This is a genomic window from Aquibacillus albus, from assembly GCF_016908325.1.
Classification (GTDB): domain Bacteria; phylum Bacillota; class Bacilli; order Bacillales; family Amphibacillaceae; genus Aquibacillus_A; species Aquibacillus_A albus.
Genome location: NZ_JAFBDR010000018.1, coordinates 84,617 through 95,127 on the forward strand (window position 1 = coordinate 84,617; position 10,511 = coordinate 95,127).

The following is a 10,511-nucleotide window of genomic DNA, read 5'->3' on the forward strand; positions in this document are numbered from 1 at the left end:
AATAGATTAGAGATTTAGGTAATAAAGGGTATCTATTTAGAATATTAACCGTGATAAGGCGGGAAGGTTTAAAGGTAGTATTGTGATTGAGATATAAATGTACTTATTAAATGATAATAGATTACCGATTGTCAATTTAGACTCAATTTATAGATAATTTTAATTATCGTAAAAAAGTGCACTTTGAGGAGTGTCCATATGAATAATTTTCACCGTGACGTCCAGAAAAAAGATATACAAAGAGCCCTAGAAGAACAAGAATTTTGTATGGTTTATCAACCACAAATCGATTTGTCAACTGGTCACATTTTAGGAATAGAAGCATTATTGCGTTGGAACCATCCTGAATGTGGTTGGATTTCTCCAGCCGAGTTTATTCCAATCGCAGAAAATAGTGGTTTAATGACGCAGGTGACAAAATGGGTTTTAAGAAAAGCGTGTGAACAAAATAAAACGTGGCAAAATAAAGGGTTACCTGAAGTTAAGGTATCTGTCAATATCTCGCCTGTTGATTTTGAAAATCAAGAACTATATGAACTCATATTAAATACCTTACAAGAGACAGGTCTTAGCCCGAATGGTCTTGAACTTGAAATTACGGAAACAGCAATGTTGAAGTATGTTGATAAGACTGTTGATATATTGAAGAAATTAAAAGAAATTGGTGTTCAAATAGCCATTGATGATTTCGGAAAGGGAAACACTTCCATATCTTATTTAAAAGATTTCCCAATAAATACCGTTAAGATTGATCAATCGTTCATAAAAAATATTCCTTATAATCAAAAAGAGTCTTCCATTGTAAAAAATATTATTCAAATGTGTCATAATCTTGATCTACAAACGGTAGCAGAAGGAGTTGAAACAGAGGAGCAGGTTATATTTCTATCTCTTCATAATTGTACGGTTGCACAAGGATTTTTGTTTAGTAGACCTTTACACGTAGAGGATTACGTCAACCGAGTTTTAACTTGCGAATATGATGCTATTTCTACCATTCAACGTCTAGATGACCAAATCACTATGAGATCTGCTAAATTGCATGACCATCGTTTCCAATCTTTATTTAATCATAATCCAGATATTGTTTGTTCCTTTGGGCTAAATGGAAAGTTTTTAAGTGTTAACAAGGCTTTCGAAAAGATTCTTGGCTATCGAGTAAATGAAGTATTAGACAAAGACATGTTTAGTATGGTACATCCTGATGATATTGAAAAGGCTCAAGTGCAATTAGAACAAGTACTAAATAGAGAAGAACCAGAAAACATTGATATTCGGATTGAGCACAAAAACTATTCTTATGTACACTGTAATATCTCGTGTTTCCCAATGTATTTAGGTAAACGAGTTGTTGGGATTTATAGTGTTGCAAAAGATATGACGGAGAAAAAGAAATTAGAAAAGGCTCTTTATGAAAGTGAAAAGAAATATCGATTAATCACTGAAAATATGTCTGATTTAGTTTCCGTCATTGATATTGACGGTAGGATCCAATATGCCTCGCCATCGCATTACACAATGTTGGGTTTTGATTCGGATCAAATGATTGGGAAAAATATATTCGATTTTACGTTACCTGAAAATCTTGAAAGGATTAAAAAGCAACACGATGAGTTGATTCAAACTAAAAGCCCGAAAAGTTTTGAAACGAGAATAAAAGATGCTGAAGGAAATATTATATGGGTCGAGACACAAGGTACCCCGGTATTAACCGAAGATGAAACACTTTCACATATTGTACTTGTGGCAAGGGATATAACGAAACGAAAACAAGAGGAATTGAACTTATACAAAATTAAAAAAGATCTGAAAAGTATGTTAAGTCAACAACAAGGTATGACGTTTAAATTTAAGAAAAAAGGCAATGATTTTATTCACACATTGTGTGAAGGTGAACTGTTATATGAGTTCGGATTAAAATCAGAAGATGTTGTAAATCAATCCTTATTTGATTTTCTTCCTCAAAGTATTGCCATAAAGAAACATGAATTATACTCTTTTGCATGGAGTGGAAAAGATGTGACTTACGAAGGTGAACTGAATCATATTTATTATATTGCAAAATTAAAGCCAGTTATTGAAAATGGGGAAGTGGTTGAAGTGATCGGTTCATGTGTAGATTATAACAAGGAAGACAAAAATACCAAAAAAATTAAGCTTGTAAATAAAGGTTGAGTTAGTAACTGTTAATTGCAATATTTTTATATTTACTAACTAGAAGGAGTGGAATAGAACATTGTTTAAGGAACAGACCTATCCATTAGATCTAGCAATTCAAAAGAAACGAGAAGAAATGATCGAAGTGGGACTTAAAAAAGGCTTAAATCATAACGAGACAGTTTTGATAAGTCAGCAGTTGGATCAACTTTTAAATGACATTCAAAAACTGAAGCACACTAATCAATAATCATTCAAAATGTTATTTAAATATAAAAAAATAGGGTAATGAAAATTATTTTTAAATCTCGTGATCCAAATAATTATTTTCAGTACATATAGATAAAAAGAAAAGTACCTTTAAACGCAAATTTTATCTAAAAAAGGTTAAGATTTTTGGCGCAATTTCGGGTCGAGTTAAAAATAATAAGTATAAAACAATGTTATTAAAATCTCAATTGAAAATGCGCCATTACATTACTTATTCTATATTGCTCTTCTTATTTTGCTTCTTTTTCCACGGGGGATCAGCGATTTGATGAAGCTTGTGTTGAATAAAATTGACCCCAAAGGGAATAATCGTGGATAAAAAAGCATAAAATAAAATTTCTTTAGAAGTTATTGTTGCTAGGAAATCCTGCCACATTTTACTCCCTCATTTCTAATGGAATGGTAGTGCTTTTGGTTTGGTCCACAGCCCCGATTCGGCGAATGGTTACATTTGCTTTGACTTCGATATTACTTTCAACGAAGTAATTCTTGCCATAATCCCAGTTGTTTTCAATTGTCTTCCACGTTGGATAGTGTGTTTGTCGAAGGTGGTTACCTAGTCCAATAACATCGACTTTAAAATCGTTTTGAAGCTTTTTTACTGTTTCTTTTGCTAGACGTTCTATTTCTTTTTCCACCTCTTTTTCAAGGTTGGCAATTGTTTCTTGATTAAGAAAATTTTGACCAATGTAAGCTTCTCCCATGTTACCTTCTGTTTCAATGTTAATAGTAAAGTTCATATTTTCTTTATCATTTACGTCGGCTTTTATTTTTCTACTAGCTTCCTTTATTTCATAAGCAATAAGGTCATCGTTTATAAATGTTTCGAGAACACCACTCTTAACCTTCCCAGTCATAAAATTTAATCCAATCGTTTCTGTCTCCTTGAGAAAACCTACTAACTTGTTAGATTTTCCCTGAAAAATAGCAGCACCTGTTATTTTTACATTATCTTGGTCATGTTTACTAATACGAGGTAAAGCAAAGCTTTGGCCTTCTAACAAAAATTCGTGTACATCACCAATTCGAACTTTTTCTAACATACGTGCATTTTTTTTAGCGTTGTCGACAACTGAATCAATATACATAACTGGTAACTTTTCATTGGGAGGAGTAACGTCAAAGATATCCTGCGCTTTTCCATCTGCAATCATCACTTTAGTTCCTCGTCGCATTTCGTGGTCACGTATGAAAAGGTCTAGTGAGTTGGCGAGCTTTTCGGATCTAGCAATTTCTTCAGAAAGTATTATTATCTTTAAGTGCTCATAGTATGGAGTTCGACTTGTTTCTCCTGCTAAACCTCGGAGTGCATGGAATATGGTATTCCCTTCTGCAATAACATTAAAAAAAGGTTTTTTGTCTGTTCCGTTTCCTTGTCCGCTCCCGCCGAATGCTCCAGGAACCACAATTTGATGCATAACCGCAAATTGTTTTTGTTCTTCTGAATCTGATTTACGATCATTTTCCGTTAGGTCAACAGTAACCCCAATCGTAAAACCCCGTTCTTCAATTTCTACTCGATCCCAGCACCCTGTTGTAAAGAGTAAAATTAAACATGGAAGGAACGAACTAACAAATTTTTTATTCACTTCCTTTCACTCCCCGTAATTTAGAAATTACTAGAAGAAGAGATGGAATCAAGGCACTTGATATCATCCCTATATATATAAAAAATTGTCTAATATGATGGAGGTCAATGATACTTTGGAGTGACATTGCAAAAATGTATATTATTGGAGCTAATATAAGAATCCAGACCCCTTTTTTTACCGTGTGAAATATTGATCCTAGTGCAAGTATAGAAACATTAAATGCCATAGCTGTCGTATTAAAGATGGTCATTATCATAATTGTGAAAAATACTGATTCAAAACGTTCGAAGAAACCGCCAGGAAGTTCTACTTCTTTTGCTATGGCAATAGATGGGTAAATCATGTTTCTTACCACATCGTTTGATAAGACTCCAATCGTAAAGATGAAGATAATGAGATATAATAAAATAGGTATCGTTATACCGATAATCATCGCTTTCGATGTCTCAGTTGGACGTTTCATAAGAAAACCATAAAATAACAAAATTTCCATGCCTACAAAATAAAGATAGGCTTCTTTACTTCCATTGAGAATCCCATTCCAGTCGGTGATTAGTCCGGGTTTAATGTTTTCTGCTTCAAAAAAACCAAAATTTATCATTTGTAACAAAAGTATTATGCCTACAACAATAAAGAAGAACATGAGGTTTATACGTAACAAAGCAACAGTTGAACCAGCAACACCATAAGTCACGAGTAAAAGAAAAACAAGTGAAATCACCTCAGTTGGTGTATTATCTAGTAAATAAAGTTTTGACGCGCTTGAAATTACTCTTGTTCCATAAGAAGAAACAAGGAAATTAAATGCGTAGAGAAGTGTTAACACACACGCCACCGGTTTGGTAACTATTTTTTGAGTGAAGTCGAAAAAATGCTGTTTTGGAAATCGTGCAACAAGTTTAGCAATAACCCATGCAAAGAAAACGGCTGCAATTCTATGATGGTCTTTATGGAATAAACAATATTAATAGATTTTTGCAAAGTAGCAATGAAAACTACGCTTATTATTGGGGTATCCAAGCCTATAAGGTCAATGATCCTATTTTGTTTAATGAATCAGAAAGATTTGCACCTTTAATTTATAACAACTTAAAAGGGAAAATAGTTGGTATAGATTTGTTTGATAATAAAATACAATTCGATATTGAACTAGATAAAGTAATAAATCAGTTTGATGCAGAGGGATATGATTTTCAACTGATAGGTAGTTCTGATGATGGAAATTCAATTATACGCTTTTTTGTTAAGAAGTATAGAAGCACTGATGAAGATGACGATTTATCATCTGACGCTGTGGTTCCATTTCAGGTTGCCTATGCTGTTTCAATTCACAAAGCACAGGGGCTGGAATACAAATCTGTTAAAATTGTTATAACAGATGAAATGGAAGAAATGATTACTCATAACATATTCTATACAGCAATAACTCGGGCTAAGGAAAAATTAAAAATATATTGGACACCAGAAACGGAGAATAAAGTTTTAAGCAAACTGGAAAGAAAAAATGTCAGAAGAGATGTCTCTTTATTATCATCAAAGATTAGCGAGCCAGTTGTATAATCTTCTGACATTAAGGCTCCTTAACAGCCCATAAAAGTAAATAAAGATTTTTGTATATTAGACAATGAACTAAAGTGCCTATCACCATCAGTAAGTATGGAATTCACATTTTACGGGTGGTGTCAGGCATTTTTTATTTATCTCACCATTAATAAATGGATAATTATGTTAAAATTTAATAAAGATTAATAGGTAATAGTGACAGGAGTAAAAATAGATTTATTCATTAGAAGTATTTAATTTCTAGTGCCTAGTAAATACCCGTTAAGCTCTGAGGTACATTAAAATGTAGGGGAGGCAGTTAATTTGCATAAAGAAGATTTTGCTAGGTTTGTAGACGAACCAACAAGAGAAGGACTGAGAGCACTATTAAAAGGAAATTCAGGAGAACAAAATAATTTAGACTTTAAATTTGACTGGCCTGAAGGTAGTAAATTAGCTAAGCATATCCTAGCACTTGCCAATTATGGTGGTGGATGCATTGTTATTGGGGTAGAAGAGATTGAAGATACACTTACCCCTAATGGATTAAAGGAAATAATTGATAAAACAAAAATAGTAAAAAAAATTGATAAATTTTTACCAGGTATATTGCTGGCTAATGATGTTGTCGAACTTTATGACTTTTCTTATGAAGAATCAGAGTATAACAAAATCAAAGGTAAAAAGTTTCAAATCTTAGTAGTATCAAATCTCCCAAAAAGAGTGCCTTTTGTTTCACCGAATGATGGGCAATCAATTAAAAAAAATCGAATCTATACTAGAAGGGGAATGGGGACTGTTGAAGCATCTTATGAAGAAATTCAGTCAATTTTAAACCGAAGAATTGAGACAGGTTATTCATCGACCAAAGAGATGGAATTAGAAACCCATTTAACACAATTAAAGACTCTATACGGCGAAATAAGTAGATTTCATACTTTCTATCCTAAAAGTCCATTAGCTGAGATTGGAACTAAAATTTCGCAGGGTCTTTTAGGAGATGCTGTTAAACAGAAGAATAATTTTTATCCTGAAGAAGACTATGAAGCTTTTATATCTAAGATAATACGTAAAAAGAAAAAGAGAATTGAACTGGATATTAACACATTTGATTTAGAATGAATTTTATAGACCCTCACTCCCGGCTTAGTAAAAGAAAAATTAAATGCAGGTATGCATTGCGCTACTGGATCTTGATAATTAAAAAAAATAAACGTAGGTGATTTAAATGGAGAGAAAAAGGCCAAAGTTACAAAACAAAGATACCAGTAAATATTTATAGAGGAGAAGAATTAATTAAAGAGTGTCCAAGCATCCAAGAGGCAGCAAGGTTTTTTAAGAAACAAACAGAAGCGAACCGCTTTAATTGGAAAGCCATAAACAATGGCATCTGGTTTGATGAACCTTATTCAATCAACGGTTCTACATATTATTTTGTCACTGATGAAGAAGCAGTTAAGAATAAGCATGAACAGATAAAACAAAAAACAACTAACTCAAATTAAGGGGGGATAAGGATGTATCAACCTGAACCGCAATCTATGACTTTTTCTACACTAATTCATGATATTGATAAGGGTATTATCAAAATTCCACAGTTTCAACGAGATTTTGTTTGGTCTAAAGATCAATCAGCAAGGTTATTGGATAGTATTATTAAAGGCTATCCCATTGGTACTTTCATATTATGGGAAACTGATGAAAGGTTGAGGTCGATTCGTAATATTGGTGGTGCAAAGTTACCTAATACTCCAAAGGGAGCAAAAGTTCAGTACGTGTTGGATGGACAACAACGTATGACAAGTCTATTTGCAAGTTTAAATGGATTATCTATTCAACGTGAAAAGAAAAAAGAAAATTTTGAAGAAATTTATGTTGATTTGGTTGCAGCTCAAGATGAATCAATAATTATCACAAATATAGATGATAGAGACGAAAAAGAGGTAATTAAGCTAAAGGATCTCTTATTCGGGGGAATATCAGTGTTATCTAAATATCCTCAAAGTAGTTATAAGATTTTAGAAGACTACCAAAAACGACTAAATACATATCGTTTTTCTACAATTCTTTTGCGTGATGCTACTATTGACGTTGCAACTGAAGTGTTTACAAGGCTAAATGTTGGAGGAAAAGATTTAACAGTGTTTGAAATCATGGTTGCCAAAACTTTTGATTCTGAAAGGGACTTTGATTTATCAGAAAAGTATGATGAGGTGAAGGAAAAGCTTGAAGATGTTGGTTTTGATACTATTCCAGCAATTGTCTTCCTACAAACAATGTCTGTTCTTCAAAAGAGAGAATGTGCCAAAAAGCATATACTTAAATTAGATAGAAATGAGTTTATTAATATGTGGGATGATGTAGTTGATGCGGTAGAAAGGTCCGTTGATTACTTTAGGAATTATTTCCGTATTCCAGTGTCTCGGTTATTACCATATAATTCACTCGTTGTTCCGTTTGCATACTTTTTCTATCACCATCCTGATAAGCCAGAACAAGAAATGAAAAGGTATCTGGAGGACTTTTTTTGGAGAGTGTCCTTGGCTGAACGATATTCATCTTCAGTTGAAACAAAGATTGCTCAAGATGTAAAGAGGATTGATAAGATTTTAAATGGTGAATTACCTAATTATGATTTCCATGTAGATGTTAGTAAGCAAGCGATTATTGATAATGGTTGGTTTAGTGCTAACCGTAGTTACATTAAGGCAATCCTCTCTTTATATGCTTATCAAGAGCCAAAATCATTTAACGATCACTCCATTGTAAGAATGAATAATGGATGGTTGAAACAAGCAAATAGTAAAAACTATCATCATTTCTTCCCGCGTGCTTTCTTAAAGAAAAAAGGAGAAGAAGAGTTCTTTATTAACCATATATTAAACATTACGATTGTCGATGACTTTTTAAACAAAAGGAAAATAAGAGCACAAGCCCCATCCAAATATATGCAAACGTTTAAAAAAGATAATGATAAGTTAATAGAAACAATGCAAACACACCTTATTAATGACATTGATAACTTTGGTATTTGGGATGACGATTATGATACATTCTTTGAAAAACGTGCTGAAGTTGTAAGTGAAGAATTAGAAAAGAAGATTATTAATTAGGGATACGGTGAGAGTCTCTGATGATGTTGAAAAAGTGATATTGTAAAATCAGCGGCCCGGAAATCAGAAAAATGGTTTTATATTATTCGTAGGTGAAGGAGGATTCATGGAGTGGAAGTAAAAGGTGTTTGGGCAGAGCCTGAAAGCTTTATTTCAGTATTTCGCTGTACTACTCAAAAATATGCTGAAACTTTATTAAAAAAAGGTGAGATTAAATTTAGTACACCTAGCTCTTGGGTTAAGTATGCTTTTGAAAAAGGCGAGGGGCGTGGAGACAAAGTAGAAGGAACAATGGCAACATTTCATATGTTTGATATTGAGCGTGTTAATGAACTGAATCAGAAATATAAAGCGTATTCTGATTTAGTGCGTATGCCCATTGACCAACGTGTTTACTTGAAGAGATCTAGAGATATGGAATTGCCATGTTTTTGCTTTTATATTTTAAAGCAAAGTATGTTTGATAGCCCAAAAGAAGAGGGAAAACACAAATTAACAGCAACAATACCGTCATCATATTTTAGAGATTTTGTGGACAATCTTAATCCTCAAGAAGTAGAGAAATTAGATCAAAAGGATAAGCCTGCTGTTATTATTATACATAATTACAAGGAGTTTGAACAAAGAATTATCAATGCCCTTATGGCATTGGGATTAAATAGAGAAGAAATAATCATTACACGCGTTTCCTATATTGATTTTAATCAATACGATGAATATGGTTGGTGGGATTTTGGACAGAGACCACCTATGGAATTAGCAATTAAGCATAATCGGTTTGAAAATCAAAGTGAAGCGAGAATAATCATAAATACGGATGATGAAAGAATCAAACAGATTTTGATAAAACCAATTGAAATTGGTTCACTAGAAGATATTGCAACGGTAAGTAATACATATCTCTATGAAGGAATGTCGGTAGAGATAACTGCAGATTTAGAATTATTAGATTAAGGATTTTTTCCAGTTGTCTAGAAAAACGAAATATTGAAGTGATAACATACTTGTTTTTGTGTTCCTAAACACATCACAATCGCCTTTTCGGGGATTAAGTCGGTGGGGGTTATAAATACGAAACGTTGTTAAGCTAACGGAGACTTTAGATCAATGAACCTTTTTGCATAGGGAATGATAACGATGCTCAAAAATCGGGTGCGAGTGTGGAAAACTAAAGTAGAAAATATACAATATTATATTTAAAGTTACGTATTATCCTGTAAACTTTTTTACCAGCACTTTATGCGTTGCCACATACACTGCACATTTAGATACGGAAAAAGTCTATGAACAGTAGAATAAGATAAATAGGCATTGGTAGGGGGATTAGTTTACCAATGCCTTATTTTTTTGCCTCTTAAATAACCACGGTGAACCGTACCATAAATAGAGGCAAAAAAATCTGAAGATAAGGTGGCATTTTATCTTTTGAATCAGGATTTAAAGAGGAATTCTCCTCTAAATGTTCTGATTCAAGAAACAAGATGTGGATAAGTGTAAATGTCTTCGACAGATTGACTTCGGAAAAATCAAAATCGAGTTCTATTTTATCCACAGCTCTAGAACGACCGTCAGATTGTTTAATTGTTATCTTATTTAGTAAAAGCTGGAACAGTTGCTTTTTCTTTTCTCTCGTAGACTGTTGAAATGTTTGTACATACTTTTGCAGTAAATGCCTAATCACATCTGGTGGTATGATTTTCGTGTCTGATGAACTTAGTTGAACGCTAAGTTCATTTTTCTTTGTGTCAGCGTATAATGGTAAATAAGTCAACCACCATTTTTAAGTAAAAAAGACCGACCTTAACTAAAACTCTTAAAATCGCTTTTTAAAAAGTTC

The 10,511-nt window shown here is 33.0% G+C and carries 10 protein-coding genes; 6 read left to right on the forward strand and 4 right to left on the reverse strand.

What is annotated here, in order from left to right:
• Positions 1–198: 198 nt before the first annotated feature.
• Both JOC48_RS15070 and JOC48_RS15075 read left to right on the forward strand, forming a co-directional pair.
• Complete coding sequence (locus JOC48_RS15070) at positions 199–2,175, forward strand: sensor domain-containing phosphodiesterase (RefSeq protein ID WP_204501049.1); 1,977 nt, start codon at positions 199–201, stop codon at positions 2,173–2,175.
• A 61-nt stretch (positions 2,176–2,236) separates the two neighbouring features.
• Complete coding sequence (locus JOC48_RS15075) at positions 2,237–2,407, forward strand: aspartyl-phosphate phosphatase Spo0E family protein (protein WP_239584397.1); 171 nt, start codon at positions 2,237–2,239, stop codon at positions 2,405–2,407.
• Between the two features lie 231 nt (positions 2,408–2,638).
• Here the strand turns inward: JOC48_RS15075 and JOC48_RS15080 are convergent, their stop codons facing one another.
• From JOC48_RS15080 to JOC48_RS15090, 3 genes are read right to left on the reverse strand one after another with little or no spacing between them, the layout of a single operon-like run.
• On the reverse strand, positions 2,639–2,803 hold the full coding sequence (locus JOC48_RS15080; RefSeq protein WP_204501052.1) for a hypothetical protein: 165 nt from the start codon (positions 2,801–2,803) through the stop codon (positions 2,639–2,641).
• A 1-nt stretch (position 2,804) separates the two neighbouring features.
• The gene (locus JOC48_RS15085; RefSeq protein ID WP_204501054.1) at positions 2,805–4,016 is read right to left on the reverse strand and encodes a Ger(x)C family spore germination protein; all 1,212 of its coding nucleotides are present in this window, start codon (positions 4,014–4,016) and stop codon (positions 2,805–2,807) included.
• On the reverse strand, positions 4,009–4,953 hold the full coding sequence (locus tag JOC48_RS15090; RefSeq protein ID WP_204501075.1) for an endospore germination permease: 945 nt from the start codon (positions 4,951–4,953) through the stop codon (positions 4,009–4,011). Before JOC48_RS15090 ends, JOC48_RS15085 begins: the two co-directional genes overlap by 8 nt.
• On the opposite strand from JOC48_RS15090, the gene JOC48_RS15095 reads away from it, so the two are divergent.
• The 4 genes from JOC48_RS15095 (at position 4,932) to JOC48_RS15110 (ending at position 9,628) form a co-directional block, all read left to right on the forward strand.
• Positions 4,932–5,579, forward strand: a complete 648-nt coding sequence (locus JOC48_RS15095) for an ATP-dependent DNA helicase (protein ID WP_239584398.1) — start codon at positions 4,932–4,934, stop codon at positions 5,577–5,579. The two genes, JOC48_RS15090 and JOC48_RS15095, sit on opposite strands and share 22 nt — an antisense overlap.
• A gap of 306 nt (positions 5,580–5,885) precedes the next feature.
• Positions 5,886–6,683, forward strand: a complete 798-nt coding sequence (locus JOC48_RS15100; protein WP_204501057.1) for an AlbA family DNA-binding domain-containing protein — start codon at positions 5,886–5,888, stop codon at positions 6,681–6,683.
• 395 nt (positions 6,684–7,078) lie between these two features.
• Positions 7,079–8,674 (forward strand): DUF262 domain-containing protein, encoded by a 1,596-nt coding sequence (locus JOC48_RS15105; protein WP_204501059.1) that lies wholly within the window; start codon positions 7,079–7,081, stop codon positions 8,672–8,674.
• A 111-nt stretch (positions 8,675–8,785) separates the two neighbouring features.
• On the forward strand, positions 8,786–9,628 hold the full coding sequence (locus tag JOC48_RS15110; RefSeq protein WP_204501061.1) for a hypothetical protein: 843 nt from the start codon (positions 8,786–8,788) through the stop codon (positions 9,626–9,628).
• Positions 9,629–10,028: 400 nt separating this feature from the next.
• Here JOC48_RS15110 and JOC48_RS15115 read toward each other — a convergent pair whose 3' ends face one another.
• A complete protein-coding gene (locus JOC48_RS15115) occupies positions 10,029–10,445 on the reverse strand; it encodes a hypothetical protein (RefSeq protein ID WP_204501064.1) in 417 nt (138 codons plus the stop codon).
• Between the last annotated feature and the right edge of the window lie 66 nt (positions 10,446–10,511).

What these genes read in the sequence shown, in the direction of transcription:
- JOC48_RS15105 (WP_204501059.1), top strand. Translation starts at nt 7,079, where the DNA reads ATGTATCAACCTGAACCGCAATCTATGACTTTTTCTACACTAATTCAT.
- JOC48_RS15095 (WP_239584398.1), top strand. Translation starts at nt 4,932, where the DNA reads ATGCAAAGAAAACGGCTGCAATTCTATGATGGTCTTTATGGAATAAAC.
- JOC48_RS15080 (WP_204501052.1), bottom strand. Translation starts at nt 2,803, where the DNA reads ATGTGGCAGGATTTCCTAGCAACAATAACTTCTAAAGAAATTTTATTT.
- JOC48_RS15070 (WP_204501049.1), top strand. Translation starts at nt 199, where the DNA reads ATGAATAATTTTCACCGTGACGTCCAGAAAAAAGATATACAAAGAGCC.